Origin of the sequence: Sphingomonas sp. IW22 (assembly GCF_041321155.1) — a bacterium.
Lineage (GTDB): Bacteria > Pseudomonadota > Alphaproteobacteria > Sphingomonadales > Sphingomonadaceae > Sphingomonas.
This window is the reverse complement of sequence record NZ_JBGGWB010000004.1, coordinates 1-16,311: the sequence shown is the minus strand read 5'-3', so window position 1 is coordinate 16,311 and position 16,311 is coordinate 1. Positions and strand designations below refer to the sequence as shown.

The window sequence follows — 16,311 nt, the reverse complement described above, 5'->3', positions numbered from 1 at the left end:
TTCACTCCGCCGCGATCGCCGCCGGATCTTCGGCGGGCGTCGCCCATTTCTCGGGGTTGTTGGGGAAGGCGATCCGCTCGATCGCCTCGTCCATGCTGAGCCCGTCAGCGACCATCGCCTCGATGGCGGCGAAGGTCCGTGGGCTCGACGAGAAGAGCGCCGCGGAGAAGGGGTCGAGGACCAGTCGGCCGACGGCCAGGGTGTCGGGCCCCTTGATCATGATGTCCGAATATTCGAAGCCGTTCCTCTTCAGGGAGCGGAGCAAGGCGTCGGTGTAGTCGTCCATCTCGAAGCGATCGTGCTTCTTGAAATCCGCGATGGTCTCGGGCTTCTGCTGAAGGATGACAAACCAGTCGCTATTCTCGAGCGCCGCGATCGAGCCAGCGGATTTGTAGTAGTCGTTGAGCGATTGCGTGGCCGTGACCAGCGACGCGCCATATTTGCGGCAGGTGCGGGCATAGGTTTCGATGAAGTCTGCCATCGCGCCGCCGCGCAGCATCTGCCAGGCCTCATCGAGCAGCAGCGCCTTGGGTATGGACCGGTCGACCTTCCGCATCATCTGCTGCGACATGAACATGATCGCCGTCAGGACGACGCTGCGCAGTTCCTCGCGCGACGAGAGATCGGAGAGCTCGAAGACGGTAAGCTGAGCCTGCAGTTCGAACGAGACCTCGCCCTTGAAGAACTTGCCGTAGGTGCCTGCGCTCGAGAACGGCATCATGGCGATTGCCAGGTGCGAGGCCAGTTCGTGGCCGGTATCGTTGAGCGCGGCGATAACATCGTCGATCGAGCCGTTACGGCCCTGCGCTTCCCAGACCCGGTTGACCGCCCCGTCGATCAGGCCACGTTCCGTGTCGGTCAGACGGTCGATGTGCCGCGACATCTGGTTCACGATCGCCTTGAGCATCGCCATGCAGTCGAGGAGATAGTCCTCGTCTTCGGCTGCCTGCTTTTCATCGATCATCGAGAACGGGTTCAGGCAGAAGCCGCTGGACATGGTGAACTCGACGAAAGCGCCGCCCTGCAATTTCGCCGAGTGCTCGAACGACCGGCCATCATCGATGACCACCACCTTGGATCCCGCGCCACACAGCGAGGCGCACAGCTCCTGCAGCGCCACGGACTTGCCGCTGCCGCTCTTGCCGAACACCGCGACATTGTGGTTGCCGGCCGCATTTTCGAACGGGCTCCAGAAGAATGGCTGGCCCCGTCGACCGATCAGCAGGAGGTGCGGCGTATGGCCGCCGAGATATTCGCCCTGGATGGGAGCAAGGTTCGCCGCGGTGGTACTCAGCATCGTGCGCATGCGCTTCATGCGATCGAGATCCCTCGACAGCCCGTTCGCCATCGTCATGGGCATCGCGCAGAGCAGGCCCATGACCTGGAGGTATCGATCGTCGAGCAGATCCCAGCCCGCCGCCCGGTAGACGGATTTCAGGATACGTTCGTTGGCGTCTCCCCTGCCCTTCGGCGAGAATGATGTGACGCTGTAGAACAGGCGCACCAGCTTGCGCCCTTGCCGAATTTCGTCGTTGACGAACTTCCACTCCTGCGACTGATCGCGCAGCTGGGGCAAGAACCGGGCGGACTTCGAATCCGCGAGGCTCGTGGTCCGCATGAACTTGAAGCTGGCCTTGTTGTTCGACGCCTGCGGATCGGGGAAGTCTAGGCACAGGTTGGTGGCCACCGGACAGGGCATCCGCAGCTTGTCGGCGAACATGTCACCGATCAGGCGCGCGCAATCCCAGGGTGCCCAGCGCTGCGGAAGATTGCGAACGGAGAACGACCGAACGTCGAAGACGTCGGGATAGATCTCGCCGATTTCCGGCGCGCCATCGACCTCCTTGCCCGTTGGCCGAAACCGTTCGGTCCGCAGCAGAATGCGATCCGGATCGACTCGCATCTCGATGTCGCGCCGCACCGCCTGGTCGGCGATCGGATCGAGCGGATTGTAGCTGACCACGTCCTCGCCCGCCGCGGTGGTCGGCGATGTGATGTCGTCGATCCAGCCAATCAGCGCGACCGGATCCATCTTCCGCGCCGAGACGCCTATCGAGCCGAGCACCGAGACCAGGCCGTCCATCACGGCGACGATCTCCTCATTGGAGACGCTCGAGCTCTCCGGGGTCGAATAGGAGATGGCGACCCGATGATTGCGCAGGCAAAACGGTGCGTCGGCCGAGAGCGAATTCCAGACGCCTTCCGTCAGGAAGTCGACCCGATGCTTGGCCATCCGCTCATAGACGCCGCTCGCGGAATAGCGTGGCAGATACCACTTCGAGAGCCGCTCCCCGACCCGGGGACTCATCCAGTCGTGGAACTGAAGGCAACCGGGCGCGGGGATTCCCTCGGAAAGGAACTGTGTCAGTATCTCGCCGGTGCGCTCGTCGGCACCGACCAGCGGCGACACCTCGATCACGAAGCCTCGGGAAGACGAGTTGTAGAAGATGGCAGTTTTCGGATCGTAGCTCCGGTACGGAAGCCAATGGGCGAGCATAGGCACCGCAAGATCCGGCCGCTGCGCATCAGGGCGCTTGCTGTCACCGAAGACGCTCGACAGCAGGTTGTCGAACAGGCCAGCCTTGGCGCTCATCACTTGTCCTCCGGGACGGCCGCCGGAAAGCTCGCGGCGCGAATGGTGGGGCTGGTCAGAGGCTTCATGCTCGGAAGTGCCGGGTCTTCTCCGGCCTGCCGCGCGACGCCTTGGACATGTGCCTCGGCATCCCGGTAGGCCTCGCTCGCCTTCACGCGCGCCATGGCTTCAGGGCCGGAGCTGGCCCCGCCCTCGCTCTCCAGCGCCGGTTGCTTCGCCAATGACGCCGGCGACGCTGGCTGGCGGTTTTTTACGGCCGGCGGGACCGCAGCGGGTCGAGCGGGGTCCTTGAGAGGCTTGGCGTCGGCGACTGCGGGTTGCGAAGCAGAGGCCGCCGCTCCGGTCTCCGATGTAGCGGAAGACGCTCGGGCGTCAGCGGAGACGGACAGGCTCGAGCGCGTGGTGCGCCGCTCGGGCTTCGCTGTCAGACGCTTCGCAACGTCCGCCTTGATGGCGGCAACGGGGTCGGAACCCCGCGCGCGCGCCGCGGCCACGACGGCGGGATCTGGCAAGTTAGGATCGAACGCAGCGATGTCGACGGTTCCCGGCGCCTCACGATCGACCGCCTCGACAAGGCTCAGCTCGGCCGGCGCGGCCGCGGCCGCATTGCGGTCGGGGATTGGTCTCGCGTCGGCGAGGGCCTCCGCCTGCCATTCGGACTGCACCACGGTGTGAACAGCGCTGGCCTCGTGGAGGCGGCCGCGATCGTCGACATAGGGTTGGAAGACGATCCGGAGCACCTTTTCGCGCGTCCGGGCGGCAGGCGTTTCGCCGGTCGCGGCGCGAGGCGACGCGAGCGCGGTCCGCGTTGAACGCTGCGGCGGCTGCGGCGCGGCTTGGTATGGTCCCGCGGGGATCATGACGTCGCCGGCCTCGCCCGAGATCATCGCCATGGCGCGATCGTCGATCGTCGAGGAGGGAGCGCAGATTCCGTCGGGTGCCTGGCACGAGAAGCTGCCCTTGACGTTGCCGCCGAAGGTCGTGCACCCGGGCAGCGTCAGCAGGCCAGCCGCGCACAGAGCGGCGCTGGTAAGGCAGCGGGCGCTCACGACCGCCCTTCCTTGATCCAGCTCAGCAGGAACTCCTTGGGTCGATAGCCCTCGAGGACCGCGCCATCGCTCCGCACGATCACCGGCGTCCCGGTCAGGCCGTGCTTGTGTGCGAACGCCTCGTTGGCATCGAGCCCGGAGGTGTCGCAGGATGCTCCCCCCTTGAACGGTTCGCCCGCATAAGCGGCGTGGAGAGCTTCCTCCCGGTTCTTCGCGCAATAGACGCGATCGGCGATGTCGCGGCTGCCGAGGACGGAGATCGGACGCTCCACGACGCGCACATCCATGCTGCGCAGCACGTTGGTGAGGGCGCGGCAGTAGCCGCAGCGGAAATCGGTGAAGACCGTGACCGTCTGTCCCGCAGGATTCCCCCACACGATTGCGCCATCCTTCGGCAGGCCATCGAGCGAAAGCGTGGCGGGCCGGGCCGGAAGTGATGTCTTCTGCAGCCGGCCCTGCGGCGGCGCGAGAGCCGACTCTTCGTCTCCATCCGCCGACGCCGCATTGGCCTTCGCGGCGCCTCCCACCAGCATGTCGGGGTTGATTTCGAGGAGCCGGGCCGCGGTCAGGTCCTGCCGCGTCTCCATGTCATAGACCCGGCCGATGATCAGGTAGCGGGCCTTGGTGTCGACATAAAAGAGGTTCGAGCCGGCCGTGACCTCGCACAGCCCCTTCACCTTCTCGCAATCGACCTTCGTCAGCGGCGTTTTGGGCAGCCGGGTCTTCAGGAGACTGGCCACCTCGACGTTGCCCGGGCTTGCGATCTGCGCGGCGACGGCAACGCTGGCGACCCCCACGAATGGCACGGCGAGCAGCATCATCGCTTTGGGCGAAAGGCGCTGGCGCAGACGATCAATTCCGAACATAGACACCCTCCAGGAAGACGATTTCGACATCGATGCCGGTCGGCATCTCGATCACCGGCTGATATTGCTCGGCGCGCTCGATCAGATATTTCGAGACCATGTCCCCGCTCTGAGCGACGCCTTCCCCGAACCCGCCTTGAGCGATGTCTCCGAGCCCGAGCTTCTGTCGCTGACCGTTCACGGTCACGTTGGGCTGCGTCAGGAATGAATTGGCGTTCGCCGAGAAGCCGCGCCCGAACCCGCCGACCAGGCCGGCGATGAAAGCTTGGCTGACGAGACCGCCTTCACGGGAGACGACCCGGCCGCGCACTCCGGTCTTGCCGCCGAAGGCAATGAACCCTTTGACCTCGGAGACCGCATAGCGCCCACCGGGTTGCGGACAGGTCATCTTCTGCAGCTTGACGTAGACCTTTTCGCTCGACAGTTCGCCGCGCGCGGCGCCGTTGATCAAGCAGCCCTGAATCTTGGTCGTAAGAAGCTTGCCGTTTTGCAGCACCGACCGCGCCGGCCCCGTCACACGCAGAACGACGGGAAGCGGATCGGTCTGGCTGTTCACCCCGGCCGCAGCGTCGACTCCGACGATCACCTTGGCGGAGGCAAAGCTATTGGGCGGCAGGTAGTTCGGGCTGTCGGTATAGACCGTATTTCCCTTGGTGACCCTCGACGCGGTTCCTGTGTCGGTGGTCGAGAAGCTGACCATCTTGACTTCCGCCGACCGGCTCACCGAGAGCGCTCCCGGGGCTCCTGCCCCGGCGTCAGGTCGCTGATAGGCCTGCGGGCCATTCGGCCCGTACATGGCTGCCGGCCCCGGTGCCGGCGCGGGCGCCGTAGGGCGCTCGTTCAGCTGCTTGCGGAGCTGCTCGTTTTCAGCCTGGTAGGCAGAGAGCACCCGCTGCCCGTCGGCCTGCATCGCTTGGTTCTGGCCCTTTAGCGCCTCGACTTGCGCGGCGAGGTTGTCTACCCGCGCCGTCTGACCGTTCACCGACTTGAGCTGGTTCTCCGTCGAAGCGAAGCGGTTTTCCGACAGCGCCATCCACTCCTGTTGAGACAGGTTCCGGTTGACGAGGTCCTTGGTCGAAACCTCGACCTTTTCGGCCTCGTCGCCATCCGAGGTCTTCGACACGTCGTCGCCGCTGAAGATCCACATCGACGAGACCAGAAGGCCGACACCGGCGGCACCGGCCAAGAGCATGCGCTGCTTGCGACGGACCGCTTCGTTTCCGGCGAGCTCGCCGCCGACCGGCGAGACACCTTCCCCTTCGCCCTCGTCGAGCGGTTTGCGCTTACGATTGAAGATGTCCGCAAAGGCCATGGCTTACCTCACGTTCTGGGAGACGAGGTAGGCCGTCGTGACCTTCCCCGGAGCGAGCCTGGGCTCGGCGATGGAGACTGCGAGCGCGCTGGCCGGCGCGACCGTGCGTTCGGTCAGCTCGGTCGGCGCGTCGCCCATGTTCTCGATGCGCAGCACCTTTCCGGTGAGGTCCTGGCCGCGATACTCGGCGATCATCTGGACCTTGAGCTTGCCGACATAGACTGGCTTCAGCGCGCGCTGGCGCATCTCATAACCATCGGCGACGCTGTTCGAATACATCGCCTGGACGAGCTCGACGGCCGCGTCCTGGGGGCCGGCAGCGACCTGCTGGGGCGAAGCTTCGGTCGCCTTCTCCTTGGCGATTGCGGGGTTCGACACGAACACCTGGGCAGCCTGGTCACCAGAGATCCGGCACACGAACTTGTAAACGTAGCCGCGCTTAGTGGTGCCAAAGAATGACAGCGCTGGGCGCCCGTAGCCCTCCGGCACGCTAAGATAGATGTCGCCCCGCACCGGCTCGTTCACGACCGAGAAGTCGTCCTGCGGATTGCCAGTCGAGATCTTGGAAACGCTGGCGAACTCGTCCTCGACCAGGCTGATGCGGGTCAGATCCTTGGCGGAAGCCTGGCAATCCACCTGGGCGCTGTCAGCGGCCATGATCGTCTGATCGGCCCAAGCGGGCTGTGCGAAGAGCAAGACCGCAAGCGTCACCAGGCAAGCGCCGATCATCCGGCTCAGGAAGCAGGTGATCCGCGACATGAGGATCGTGCCGGCTGCGGCGGTGCCCAAAGCGTAAATGGCCGTCATTGGTCTTGCTCCTTGCCGGTACGGACCATGCCGAAGCCGATCAGGCGCAGAGAGAGACCCTGGTACTCCCAGTCGTAACGGAAGGTTCGGCGCTCATTCGAGATCACCTTGTTTCCGACGATAGTGTGGAGCTCCCCGGTCACTTCGGAGCGGAGATTCTTCGGGTCGATCTCCATCGACTGGATCGTGAAAAACTGGGAAATGGAGGAGCCGCGCTGCTCGTTGACGATTTTGAGAAGGTCGCCTTTGATCTTCCCCTGGGCCCGCGGCGCCGTGATGGCGAGGACCGAGTTCATCCAATATTCGAGGTTCTGCGGGCTCCGGTCGAGCGTCAGCAAGACGACATCTCGCGTGATCATCTCGAGATATTCGCGCGACACGCCGGCGCTGCTCACCGTCACCGGGGAGCGAAGCACGGGCTGCAGCACGATTTCGCGGTCGCGGGAGATGCCGAACAGGAGGAGGAGCGCCGTCAGCCCGGCGAGCCCGGCTGCGACAACCACCAACAGGTTGCGCTGCTTCAGAACGCGCTGGTTGTGCGCATGGCTGTACGAAAGGTCCATCTTACCCCGCCATCAATCGGAGGTACGAGGGTGGCGTGGCTCTCAGACCGGTGAAGCCGGCCGGAAGATGCCAATAGGCCAAGTGAAGCAGCCAAGACGCTGCACGACCCGCCTTCGCTTTCTTAAGTCCCCACCAGCCGGCGAACGCTGCCGCCATGCCAATAAGGATGTGCTGGGTCATGATCCCCCAGACGAAGGGAATTACCATCGCCAGGAACTCATCCAGGGTCCACAGCCCGATCAGCTCGGGATCATCCAGATGAGATGGGATCGCGTACTTGTCTGCGGCCATTGCACCACCCTCCCCGCGAGCATGACCGGGGCTGCTACCCCGACCGAGCCGTGCGGATGCTTCAGATCGTCGCCGTCACGGTCGAGGTGACGATCGGAATGCCGGTCCCAGCGCCGACGCCGACGCCCACCGGGATCGCGATCTGACCCATGGAGAAGCGGCCCGAGGCGAGCGCCACGATGCCGCCCGCGAGCGAGAGGACCGTAATGATCTTGCCGCCCGAGCCCTCGAGAAAGTCGGTGAACTTCGTGAGGGCGGTGTCGAACGTGGTGTCCGCTCCGGCAAAGGCCGGATCGGCAAAGTAGAGGAGCGCGAATGCCAGCACGGCGAGGGCGAGGATCGCCATCTCCATACGGCCGCTCCGCTTCAGCACAGACTGCATAGTGAGTTTCCCTTCGATGGAGACGCGGCTCCTCCGCGCCCAATTGAAGGGTGAGACCGAATGGACTTGGGGAACAACGACTCCGAGATGGAACCAGGCGCCTTGTGTAGCTTTTTGCTAACCTCGCCATTTCAAGACGCGAATCTGTCCGGGTGCTCGGACACACGTCCCGACTCGCGGACCTGTGTCCGCCCTTACGGACGCGCCGCCCGCAGACGCGGACACGTGTCCCGGTTTGCGGACATCCAGAACGAAGAGTAGAATCGACCTATTGACCGACGAGTCGTATTGGGCGTGCTCAACCAATCCTGCTAGGCTCGGCGTCGCCAGGGCCGTCGGATCGAGGTCGGGGGACGTGCAAAGATGAGTGGCGATAGCCGCGATTATTCGCTCGACATATCGGAGTATCTGTTCCGCCTGACCACGGAGAGCCTTCGCCTGCTCTCTAACGAGACGAAATGCTACCAGAGCCTCGCCAGCATGGTGGACAAGCTGGCTGAATCCCGCGTTTCGCATGCGCTCGCTCAACACGATCTCGAGACCCTTCGCGAACACCTCAGCAAAATTCCGACGAACGGGTCGATCCGCATCCACCTTAAGATCACCAAGACAAGCGCCGACAATCTGCTGGAAGCGAAGCAAAGGCTCAGCGAGGAGCTCTGCTCGGACCTCACCGTCGCCGATGCCATATCAATGCTTCTCTTCGATTATGTAGTCGAACAGAGCGCATCCAAGCTGCTCTCGAAAATGGGGATCGAGGGAGCTGGCGAATCGTCGGTTGCCGTTGAGAATCAGCCGGGTGACAGCGGGAATGTCGTCCCTCTCAAGTAGTTAGCTGGAGCCAACCCCACCGCACTCGATACAAAAAGGGTTGCCAAGTTCCTGACCGAGTGATTTCCTGCCCCGGTCCGAAGAGTCGTTCGGGGGGCTTTAGCTGTGTCATCGCTGGCCACAATCGAGCTGGATTCGCCTAGCGCGCCACCGCCTGGGGACGATCCCGACTACATCCCGCTGATCGTGCGGGCCATGGAGGCTCAGGATATGGGCATCCGGCAAATGGCCCTGAGGACGAACATCAAGAAGAGCCGGCTCGGGGTTATTCTTCATCGCGATTCGGCCAAGCGTGCCCCGATGACGCTGCCCGAATTCCAATCGATTCTCCGCTCGCTCAACATCGACCTCATGCAGGCGATTATCAGTGTGGAAATGGCACGCGATCTGGAACTGATGGGCGACGAGCGCTTCGCCACCCTGGTCGCGATGCTCAGCACCCTTTTCAATGGTCTCCCTCATCGTCTTATAGAGGCGCTTCGGGAGCTCGAGGGAATGGACGGAAGCGAGATTCGGAAGGAATGGGGGACTTACTTCCAGTCGGCGGTCATCAAGAAAATGGTCGCCGAGATCAGCAGGATACTGCAGCGTCGCGCTGTGCTCGAAGAAGGCAACGACTTCGCTCTCTGATCCCTTGACGGCGGCATCTCAAAACGACGTCACGACCGTTGACCTAGAAGCTGCGAGCCGATCACCCGATGCGGTCACCTCACCCTGGGCCGATTGGGGCAAGCTGAGCCTCGACCAATTCAGGAGGATGTTGGAGACGTACGCCTGCGTCTCTGCGAAGGGCGGAATCTTGCCGTTGCGCACGCGACCGGGACCCGCGTTATAGGCCGCCAGCGCGAGGTGATACTGGCCGAACCGGTCGAGCTGCTCGCGCAGGTAGCGAGCGCCACCGCGCAGATTCTGCTCCACATCATAGCGGTTGACGCCTAGACCGGCCGCTGTGTCCGGCATCAGCTGGGTCAAGCCGAACGCATTCTTCGGGGAGTAGATCGCCGCGTTATAGCGACTTTCCCGAATGATCATGGCGTCGAAGAGGCCCACCGGAATGCCGTATTGGCAAGCGATGTTCGCCATCAGCCTATAATAGCCTCGGCGCCGGTACTCGGCGTGGCCCGTAAGAAGCCCGCTCGGCCGATACTCGGTGGGAGCGCACCCCGGCACATAGGTAGCGGACGCTGCGGCGAAGACGCTGCCGCCTCTCATCCATGTGGGTATCGGAATCGCTGAGACGGGCGCCACCGACGCGCCAGAGAATGGAACCTGAGGCTGGGCCGCCCCCACCGGAGCGAACGAATCCTCAGAAGCGCCGGCTGCTACGCCCGGTAGATGGGTGAATGCGCTGGCCATCTGGTACTCGACCCAACGCCGGCTGAGATCGTGGACGCGAAAGCCGGCCGTCGGCGGTGAGGCCTCCGACGTCGACGGAGTCGGCTTCCCATCGACAGGGCCTATCGGGTTCCCGGTGCCGCGCGCGGCGTCCGACATGGAGATCACCAGGGCGGCCCTGATTGGCTTCGACGGCTGCGCGACGGCCCCGCTGGCTGCCACCAGGCCCATGGCCGAACCGATCAACGTCAAAGCTCGCATCAGCTGCTCCCACTCCGAATAATGAAAGTGAGATCGAGTAGTTTAGAGTTGTCAATCCGCCCGAGGTGCCAAAGACTGTGATCTTCGACGCCGTGGAACCCATTTGATGTGGCTCATCGATCGCGAAACGAACGGCGTGGGTGGACGCCGAATCCCTCTTCCACACCCACTGCGCGAAGCGCTGGTCCGCTGGTACACAGGGAGCGGCAGCCGCGCCGATGAGGATGCGGGCATCACCCTTGTCCAGAACGCGCGTATCGGCGCAAAATGGATCGCTTGCGACTGCCTTGCCGCCGGAGAGCCTCCACCGATCCTGACGCCGGCATTTCTGTCGGAGGCCGAAACCTATTATCTGCGCCGGCTGACGAGCGCCAAGCGGCCTGAGCATCGCGAGGATTGCCCATTCTTCCGCGATCAGATCACCCACAGGCTCTCCGAGATTCGCACGCGCGAGACTCCGGCAAACCCGCCCGAGGGCTACTTCGAAGTGCTGAGGCCCGCCCCGGAGAAGCTCGCTCAACGGCCGGAGGATGATGCGACTGATGATCGAACCCGCCATGCGTCGGTGCCGCGCCTCGCCCGCCTCCTGTGGCGGCTGATCGACATCGCCGGCACGAACCGCATCCCGCCGCTCGCCGATGAGGTCGAGCCGGCGTCAATTAAGGCTGAGTTCGACGCGCTGACCCGCGCTGCCGCCAAGATCGAGATCGCACCCAGTATAGAGCTAAGCCGCGCTTTCTGGACCCATGCCGATGCGCTGCACAGCCGCCGTGCGTATGCTGCACTTCGCCAGCTCGCGAGGCGATGGCCGCGAGGCCATGCACCACAAGGCTTCCTCGCCGTCTTTTCGCCGGCCATCCGCGGCCACGTCATCGAGGTCGCGGGTGCTCAGGAATTGCGGGTCGCAAACAGGGTGCAGTCATTCTCTTTCGCCGGAAAACCGGTGAAGGGGCCGTTCCTGGTAATGATCGTCGCAGGCGAGTATCCGGAAGCGCACGGCTACGCACCATTGCGCGCATTTGCCCAACCGATTTATTCGGGCCGTCGCTTCATCCCGGTCAATTCCGAGTTCGAGCGAGACGTTCTGCGCGCGCTTCTGGAAGCGAGGCGCGAGCTAGCCGAGGAGGGCCTTGATATCTTTGTCGAGAAGCCCGTCTTTGATCACCTCACTCCCGCCGGCCCCTGCCGCCCCGACTTCCTGATCGAAGCGCGTTCAGGCACGACCGGCGAGATCAGGCAATTGATCTTGGAGGTGCTGGAGTTCGGCGAGCCCGAGGTCCACCAACGCGAAAGGCTTCGGCGAGTAGCGCCACTGTTGACTGTCACCCCGGCCGACCGCAACGCGGCGCACCTGGTAGCCCGACTCTCAGACGCCTTCGCCCTTTAAACGATCAGCTCCACCTCAACGTGAATCCGAACGAACTGACGATCGCGAGCGTCACGGGCGTCGAAAGCAGATAAAGCTTCTGCCACCGCCACCAGGATTTGGGGAGGAACAGCGCCACATCCTTGGCGCTGCGAAGCTGCGCCCAGGCCTTCTCGCGCCAGAGGCGACAGGCGAGAACAAGGATCGCCAAGGCCATTGCGATCGCGCAGCACAGAGCGGTCGCAGTATAAAGCGCCATCCAGTTGATCATTTCAGCATCGCTCAGATGCGCCATGGTCTACCCCATCGCTGCCAAACGAAGTCTCGCCTGTTCAACTGCGTTCCAACCCGCCGCGCGACTTATCACTTTTCTTTATCATCATGCTTCTCCGGTTTCTGCCGGTCCGCTAGCCTGACGCGCTTGACCGACGCCGCTTCGGCCAACGCATGCAAAGAAGCACGGCCCCGCCAAGCCAAAGTCCGAGGCCGCCGAGCGCAAACCCTAGAAGCCATGGCGTGTTGAAGTCCTCGTGATTCTTCCAATCCATGATGTGAAGGCTCCAGAAGAAGTCATAAAGCCGCCACGTGCCTGTCCTCACCGCCGCAATCCGGCCGGTATCGGCCGCCACGAAGATCCGAGTGGAGTCCGGATCGGCGAACGTCACACGCCAGGCGGGAAGCGTGCCGCGATATTCGGGACTGGCGCGATCGATCAGTTCCACGTTCACACTTGGGTGATCGTTGCTCCGCCAGGCGGCCCTCGCTACCGCTTGGGCTTGCGCCGCAGTTGGGGCGGGCAACAGTGCGCCCGTTCTCGCGTCGAACAGCCGCGTCCCTCGGGCCGTTGTCGCCTCAGCGACCGGGCGGCCAAGCCACATGCGATAGCTCACGGTCTCGATCCGCGTCCCGGTCGCCGCGACGATCACTGATGGTGGGACGAGCGCCACGCCGCGAGGCAAGGGCGCCACGGCTTTGCGGTCCACAAGGTGATCGCCATGCACTCGATCGATGGGCAAGAAGCTCATCAACGCGCCGCTCGCGAACCACAAAAGAAGCTGCGCGCCGACAATGATCGCGAGCCACTTGTGAGTGCGGCTCGCGAGAAGGTGCAGCCGAAGTTTGGTGCTTCTCAGGGTCGAATCTCCATCCTTGCGTGTCTCATTTCGTGCCTGCCAGATTCTTCATCATCCCGCGTGGCCGACAGGTGCGCCCGCGACCAGCGCTTGTACGGCTCAGCCGTCATCCCCGAGAGTTAGCGCACGAACGCCACCGTGTCCCAGACAGGGGATCCGGTGCGTCTTGCCCCCCGCCGGCTCGGCCGTCAGCTTACACCATGCTTGATAATCCAGGGCTGCTGAGCGGGCGTGAGGCGTTGCGCCACCCCTCGCCAGTTCGGGGCTTGCCGTTAAGGGCCTTGGCTCACCTCCGATTCCTCCGCGCCGGGGCGATAGATGACAGCCGCTGCACATCTCTCCGTAGAGGCCGACACCGACTGACACCCGTTGCGCCGACGCAAAATCCGGCCGCGCCCTTGGCAATCAGCCCGCTGGCACGGCGGTCGAACAGGTCAGTTGCTTGTCCGGCTTACAGATAGCGCCCGATCGCACTGCCCGGGCTCGGTCACGTCCTGAACTTCGGTGACGTTCAGGACGTGGCTGCGATCTCGATCGGTGGGCGGCCCAGCTTTTCGAGGGCGATCGCGTGACGGGCTAACCAACGACGGGATCTTTGACCCACCCCAAGGCATCGTGCAGCTCTGATATGTCGGCGTCGATGATCGCGTACAGGTCTTTATCTTCCTCGCGAAAGAACATGCGCGCCTTCGCTTCGTCTTCGGCAGGGGGAAGCATCGCTCCCAGGCGCTCCGGCCATTTCGCGTCTATGAATCTCATGAGCCGCTTCCAGGCCGCGGATCGGGTCTGATGGAGGCTCAGGACGGGAACGCCGTTTACTACAATCGCAAGGATCGTCACCTGCATGGTCACATACGCCCCCTCGATTTCGTCATGTTCGTGATGATCTTGCGGAGGAGGACAACGTCTAACCTCCTGGCAGCATGTTGTCGTGTTCTCGAGAACCCTCGCTAACCGGCCCGTCCGTCTGATGGCCTGCCATTCGAGCATTTCCTGTGAAGGCCAGTCCTGCAATCTCCCGCTTCCAACGCAAGCTGGGGAAGAAGGCGGGAACATGGGCCATGTACTGGCGGTAGCTATCGCCGTAGGTCGCGAGCGCGTATCTCTCCTCATGCTTAGCCAAACGAATGTACATCACCACCAGCACCGGAAACATGGCAAGCGTCAGAAGCGTCGGCCATTGTAGCAAGAAACCGAGCATGACGAGGATGAACCCTACGTATTGAGGGTGCCGCACCCGGGCGTAGACCCCCGTCATTGCCAATTCGTGTTTGCGCTGACTCGTGTGAAGCGCCGTCCACGCGATCGAGATTAGCCAAAAGCCTACACCAATCAGCACAAAGCTGGCGATGTGGAACGGGCCGAAATGCGGATTGATGCGCCAGCCGAACATCACTTCCAGGATGTGGCCAGCATCGTGGCTCCACCAGTCGACGCCGGGGAAATGCGACTGGAGCCACCCCGACAGCAGGAAGATGGTGAGCGGGAAGCCATACATTTCGGCGAAGAGCGCGACGATGAACGCACTGAACGCGCCGAAGCTGCGCCAGTCGCGCCGCGTTGCCGGCTTGAAGAAGCTGAACGCAAAGAGGATGAAAACGGCGGCATTGACCAGCGCGAGCCCCCACAGACCATAGCCATAGTCGGCGTGCGTCATCGCGACTCTCCTTCGATGCGGCCGTTGGGATTGGCCGGCAAGCCGGCGGGTGCCTGGCCGGGCTCATGGCCATGCTGATGCCCACCTTGGCCGTGGTGCATGAACAGGTGCATGAGCGGGCAGGCGAGCAGGATGAGATAGGGCAGCACACCCAGGAAGTGCGCGGTATGCTCGGTAATGAGGAAGAAGCTGGCGACGAGCAGGAAGCCGATCAGAACGATCTTGCCGCGCTTGCGCATGCGATGGTCATGTTCGCCCATATGCCGTTCTCTTCTAGTCAACGTCCAGCCTGCATAGGCTCGAGTCCAAGGAGCAAGGTATAAGTAGAGAGCGAAGTCCGAAGGGCATCGCGCAAGCATGGGTAAGGTGATCGATCGGATCGGCCACCGGTGTTCGCGCGACGCAACTGTCGGGAGCAGCAGTCGTGCTGCGGCTTTTGCGTATAGGCGTGCGGCGTCCGCGAATCAAAGCTGCGCTCACGAACATAATCGTGAGAGGCAGGCCCGCGTCCATGCACAAGAGAAAGAAACGGCACCATTCCCGCAACCAGTCCGGCGTGACCGTCCTCGAGCGCGAAGCAAGGATCGATCTGGCTAAGCGCCCGGCCGATGGTCTCGGCGTCGCCTTTCTCGGCGCATCGGGAACGGTCACAGGGTCGCGTTATCTGGTGGACGATGGTGAAACTCAGATCGTTGTCGATTCCGGCCTGTTTCAAGGACCCAGGGATCTGCGCCGCCTTGATTGGGCGCCAATTCCACCCGAAGTCGCCGATGTCGGCCAAGTCCTGCTGACCCACGCTCATCTCGATCACTCGGGCGCGCTACCGCGCATGGCGCGCCTGGGCTGGGACGGTACCGTCCTTGCCACCCGGGCGACCGCGGCCCTGTGCGAGCTCCTTCTTCCCGACAGCGGTCATCTGCAGGAAAAGGATGCGGAGTTCGCCAACCGGCACGGCTTCTCCAGGCACCAGCCGGCGCTGCCGCTCTACACCCAGGCTGACGCGCGTCTGGCATTGCAGCTCTTCCGGCCGATCGAGTTCGGAGCGTGGCATGCAGTCACGGACGGCATCAGGGTGCGCTATCATCGCGCCGGCCACATCCTCGGCGCGGCGTCGATCGAGATCGACTGGAAGGGGCGGACAATCCTCTTCTCAGGCGACATCGGCCGTTACGGCGATTCGGTGATGAAAGATCCCGAGCCGCCCGCGCGCGCCGACTATGTCCTGGTGGAATCGACCTATGGCGATCGGCGCCACGAGCAGGTCGATCCGACAAAGACGCTTGGAGATCATGTCGAACGATGCGTCGAGAGAGGAGGGACGGTGGTGATCCCGGCCTTCGCCGTGGGACGGGTCCAGTCGCTTCTCTATCATTTCTCGCGTCTGCGCGCGCAGGGACGCCTCCGCGACATCCCGATCTTCCTCGACAGCCCGATGGCGATCAACGCGAGCGGGCTGATGTGCGATTTCATGGACGAGCATCGCCTGGCCCGCGCCGAGTGCGAAGCGGCGTGCAGCGTCGCGCACTATGTGCGCGAAGTGGAGGAATCCAAGGAACTCACCGCCAACCCCGCCCCAAAGGTCATCATCTCGGCCAGCGGAATGGCAACGGGCGGCCGCGTGCTCCACCATCTCAAGCGCTTCGCGCCGGATGGGAAGAACCTCATCCTCTTCTCGGGCTTCCATGGCCGCCTTCTGGGGACAAGGGCAATCGGCATCCAGCGACGGGCAGTTCTTCCTTGCTACCGAGCAGGGCGAGGCGATGAATCTGATCAACGCGAAATATGGCAACGTCCCGGGCCTCAAGGGATACAGCCATGTGTCCGATCAATATGCGCCGTTCGCAACCCAGGTGATCCCGGCAAC

General features: G+C 63.3%; 17 protein-coding genes and 2 pseudogenes. 5 read left to right on the top strand and 14 right to left on the bottom strand.

Annotation, left to right across the window (positions count from 1 at the left end):
- Position 1 precedes the first annotated feature (1 nt).
- The 8 genes from traC to ACAX61_RS14740 all read right to left on the bottom strand — a co-directional run bounded on the left by traC (position 2) and on the right by ACAX61_RS14740 (position 7,864).
- A complete protein-coding gene (traC, locus tag ACAX61_RS14775) occupies positions 2-2,593 on the bottom strand; it encodes a type IV secretion system protein TraC (protein ID WP_370715607.1) in 2,592 nt (863 codons plus the stop codon).
- Positions 2,593-3,642 carry a TraV family lipoprotein gene (locus tag ACAX61_RS14770; protein ID WP_037448070.1) on the bottom strand — a complete coding sequence of 350 codons (1,050 nt, stop codon included), beginning with the start codon at positions 3,640-3,642 and terminating at the stop codon, positions 2,593-2,595. The genes traC and ACAX61_RS14770 overlap by 1 nt, the downstream gene beginning before the upstream one ends.
- Positions 3,639-4,508 (bottom strand): DsbC family protein, encoded by an 870-nt coding sequence (locus ACAX61_RS14765; protein WP_370715606.1) that lies wholly within the window; start codon positions 4,506-4,508, stop codon positions 3,639-3,641. Before ACAX61_RS14765 ends, ACAX61_RS14770 begins: the two co-directional genes overlap by 4 nt.
- Positions 4,495-5,820, bottom strand: a complete 1,326-nt coding sequence (locus ACAX61_RS14760; RefSeq protein ID WP_046408706.1) for a TraB/VirB10 family protein — start codon at positions 5,818-5,820, stop codon at positions 4,495-4,497. Before ACAX61_RS14760 ends, ACAX61_RS14765 begins: the two co-directional genes overlap by 14 nt.
- A 3-nt stretch (positions 5,821-5,823) precedes the next feature.
- Positions 5,824-6,627, bottom strand: coding sequence for a type-F conjugative transfer system secretin TraK (locus ACAX61_RS14755; protein ID WP_037448063.1), 804 nt, complete (start codon positions 6,625-6,627; stop codon positions 5,824-5,826).
- Positions 6,624-7,190 (bottom strand): type IV conjugative transfer system protein TraE, encoded by a 567-nt coding sequence (locus tag ACAX61_RS14750; RefSeq protein WP_046408705.1) that lies wholly within the window; start codon positions 7,188-7,190, stop codon positions 6,624-6,626. The genes ACAX61_RS14755 and ACAX61_RS14750 overlap by 4 nt, the downstream gene beginning before the upstream one ends.
- Before the next feature lies 1 nt (position 7,191).
- Positions 7,192-7,482, bottom strand: a complete 291-nt coding sequence (gene traL / locus ACAX61_RS14745) for a type IV conjugative transfer system protein TraL (protein ID WP_010339788.1) — start codon at positions 7,480-7,482, stop codon at positions 7,192-7,194.
- Between the two features lie 61 nt (positions 7,483-7,543).
- Complete coding sequence (locus ACAX61_RS14740; RefSeq protein ID WP_037448057.1) at positions 7,544-7,864, bottom strand: TrbC/VirB2 family protein; 321 nt, start codon at positions 7,862-7,864, stop codon at positions 7,544-7,546.
- 363 nt (positions 7,865-8,227) lie between these two features.
- Here ACAX61_RS14740 and ACAX61_RS14735 point away from each other — a divergent pair, with 363 nt between their 5' ends.
- Both ACAX61_RS14735 and ACAX61_RS14730 read left to right on the top strand, forming a co-directional pair.
- Positions 8,228-8,695 carry a hypothetical protein gene (locus ACAX61_RS14735; protein ID WP_046408704.1) on the top strand — a complete coding sequence of 156 codons (468 nt, stop codon included), beginning with the start codon at positions 8,228-8,230 and terminating at the stop codon, positions 8,693-8,695.
- A 105-nt stretch (positions 8,696-8,800) separates the two neighbouring features.
- On the top strand, positions 8,801-9,325 hold the full coding sequence (locus ACAX61_RS14730) for an XRE family transcriptional regulator (protein WP_231621896.1): 525 nt from the start codon (positions 8,801-8,803) through the stop codon (positions 9,323-9,325).
- Between the two features lie 18 nt (positions 9,326-9,343).
- Here ACAX61_RS14730 and ACAX61_RS14725 read toward each other — a convergent pair whose 3' ends face one another.
- Positions 9,344-10,291: a lytic transglycosylase domain-containing protein gene (locus ACAX61_RS14725; RefSeq protein WP_046408703.1), complete on the bottom strand. Its 948-nt coding sequence runs from the start codon at positions 10,289-10,291 to the stop codon at positions 9,344-9,346.
- 106 nt (positions 10,292-10,397) lie between these two features.
- Here ACAX61_RS14725 and ACAX61_RS14720 point away from each other — a divergent pair, with 106 nt between their 5' ends.
- Positions 10,398-11,678 carry a DUF8535 domain-containing protein gene (locus ACAX61_RS14720; protein ID WP_037448048.1) on the top strand — a complete coding sequence of 427 codons (1,281 nt, stop codon included), beginning with the start codon at positions 10,398-10,400 and terminating at the stop codon, positions 11,676-11,678.
- A gap of 4 nt (positions 11,679-11,682) precedes the next feature.
- Here the strand turns inward: ACAX61_RS14720 and ACAX61_RS14715 are convergent, their stop codons facing one another.
- The 5 genes from ACAX61_RS14715 to ACAX61_RS14695 all read right to left on the bottom strand — a co-directional run bounded on the left by ACAX61_RS14715 (position 11,683) and on the right by ACAX61_RS14695 (position 14,707).
- Positions 11,683-11,952, bottom strand: a complete 270-nt coding sequence (locus ACAX61_RS14715; protein ID WP_037448046.1) for a hypothetical protein — start codon at positions 11,950-11,952, stop codon at positions 11,683-11,685.
- A gap of 112 nt (positions 11,953-12,064) precedes the next feature.
- Positions 12,065-12,769, bottom strand: a complete 705-nt coding sequence (locus tag ACAX61_RS14710; protein WP_331386562.1) for a PepSY domain-containing protein — start codon at positions 12,767-12,769, stop codon at positions 12,065-12,067.
- Positions 12,770-13,366: 597 nt separating this feature from the next.
- Complete coding sequence (locus ACAX61_RS14705; RefSeq protein ID WP_021245241.1) at positions 13,367-13,636, bottom strand: hypothetical protein; 270 nt, start codon at positions 13,634-13,636, stop codon at positions 13,367-13,369.
- 61 nt (positions 13,637-13,697) lie between these two features.
- Positions 13,698-14,447 carry a methyltransferase family protein gene (locus ACAX61_RS14700; RefSeq protein WP_370715604.1) on the bottom strand — a complete coding sequence of 250 codons (750 nt, stop codon included), beginning with the start codon at positions 14,445-14,447 and terminating at the stop codon, positions 13,698-13,700.
- Complete coding sequence (locus tag ACAX61_RS14695) at positions 14,444-14,707, bottom strand: DUF2933 domain-containing protein (RefSeq protein ID WP_013039078.1); 264 nt, start codon at positions 14,705-14,707, stop codon at positions 14,444-14,446. Before ACAX61_RS14695 ends, ACAX61_RS14700 begins: the two co-directional genes overlap by 4 nt.
- A 251-nt stretch (positions 14,708-14,958) precedes the next feature.
- On the opposite strand from ACAX61_RS14695, the pseudogene ACAX61_RS14690 reads away from it, so the two are divergent.
- Positions 14,959-16,152, top strand: a pseudogene (locus tag ACAX61_RS14690) (MBL fold metallo-hydrolase); the annotation flags it as partial.
- Positions 16,118-16,311: pseudogene (locus tag ACAX61_RS14685) on the top strand (Tn3 family transposase); the annotation flags it as partial. The pseudogenes ACAX61_RS14690 and ACAX61_RS14685, both read left to right, overlap by 35 nt.

Excerpts from the sequence above, each read along its gene's own strand:
- traC (WP_370715607.1), bottom strand. The coding sequence starts at position 2,593 with ATGAGCGCCAAGGCTGGCCTGTTCGACAACCTGCTGTCGAGCGTCTTC.
- ACAX61_RS14765 (WP_370715606.1), bottom strand. The coding sequence starts at position 4,508 with ATGTTCGGAATTGATCGTCTGCGCCAGCGCCTTTCGCCCAAAGCGATG.
- ACAX61_RS14760 (WP_046408706.1), bottom strand. The coding sequence starts at position 5,820 with ATGGCCTTTGCGGACATCTTCAATCGTAAGCGCAAACCGCTCGACGAG.
- ACAX61_RS14755 (WP_037448063.1), bottom strand. The coding sequence starts at position 6,627 with ATGACGGCCATTTACGCTTTGGGCACCGCCGCAGCCGGCACGATCCTC.
- ACAX61_RS14750 (WP_046408705.1), bottom strand. The coding sequence starts at position 7,190 with ATGGACCTTTCGTACAGCCATGCGCACAACCAGCGCGTTCTGAAGCAG.
- traL (WP_010339788.1), bottom strand. The coding sequence starts at position 7,482 with ATGGCCGCAGACAAGTACGCGATCCCATCTCATCTGGATGATCCCGAG.
- ACAX61_RS14740 (WP_037448057.1), bottom strand. The coding sequence starts at position 7,864 with ATGCAGTCTGTGCTGAAGCGGAGCGGCCGTATGGAGATGGCGATCCTC.
- ACAX61_RS14735 (WP_046408704.1), top strand. The coding sequence starts at position 8,228 with ATGAGTGGCGATAGCCGCGATTATTCGCTCGACATATCGGAGTATCTG.
- ACAX61_RS14725 (WP_046408703.1), bottom strand. The coding sequence starts at position 10,291 with ATGCGAGCTTTGACGTTGATCGGTTCGGCCATGGGCCTGGTGGCAGCC.
- ACAX61_RS14720 (WP_037448048.1), top strand. The coding sequence starts at position 10,398 with ATGTGGCTCATCGATCGCGAAACGAACGGCGTGGGTGGACGCCGAATC.
- ACAX61_RS14715 (WP_037448046.1), bottom strand. The coding sequence starts at position 11,952 with ATGGCGCATCTGAGCGATGCTGAAATGATCAACTGGATGGCGCTTTAT.
- ACAX61_RS14705 (WP_021245241.1), bottom strand. The coding sequence starts at position 13,636 with ATGCAGGTGACGATCCTTGCGATTGTAGTAAACGGCGTTCCCGTCCTG.
- ACAX61_RS14700 (WP_370715604.1), bottom strand. The coding sequence starts at position 14,447 with ATGACGCACGCCGACTATGGCTATGGTCTGTGGGGGCTCGCGCTGGTC.
- ACAX61_RS14695 (WP_013039078.1), bottom strand. The coding sequence starts at position 14,707 with ATGGGCGAACATGACCATCGCATGCGCAAGCGCGGCAAGATCGTTCTG.